This window comes from Streptosporangium sp. DT93 (assembly GCF_049844535.1).
Lineage (GTDB): Bacteria > Actinomycetota > Actinomycetes > Streptosporangiales > Streptosporangiaceae > Streptosporangium.
Genome location: NZ_JBNCLF010000121.1, coordinates 1 through 228 on the forward strand (window position 1 = coordinate 1; position 228 = coordinate 228).

Here is a 228-nt window from a genome sequence, read left to right on the forward strand (position 1 = left end):
GATCCGCCAGCCACGGCTGCGCCTGAACCGACAACCTCCCCGTGAACACCACCCCATCCGACTCGGGTGAGGGGACGACCCCGCCGAGAAGCGGGTGCTCAGCCGCACCCAGTCCCAGCGAGGCGGCGTCCTCGCCCGCCGATTCGACCAACCAGTAGCGCTGGTGCTGGAAGGCGTACGTCGGCAGATCCACCCGCCGAGCCCCCGGGAAGACCGCCCGCCAATCGA

1 protein-coding gene is annotated in these 228 nt (G+C 70.6%); it reads right to left on the minus strand.

Translation table 11 applies throughout. From position 1 onward, the window contains the following. The coding region (locus tag ACLQ2R_RS39735) for a hypothetical protein (RefSeq protein WP_425966574.1) at positions 1-193 on the minus strand (193 nt) is incomplete at its 3' end. Positions 194-228: the final 35 nt, after the last annotated feature.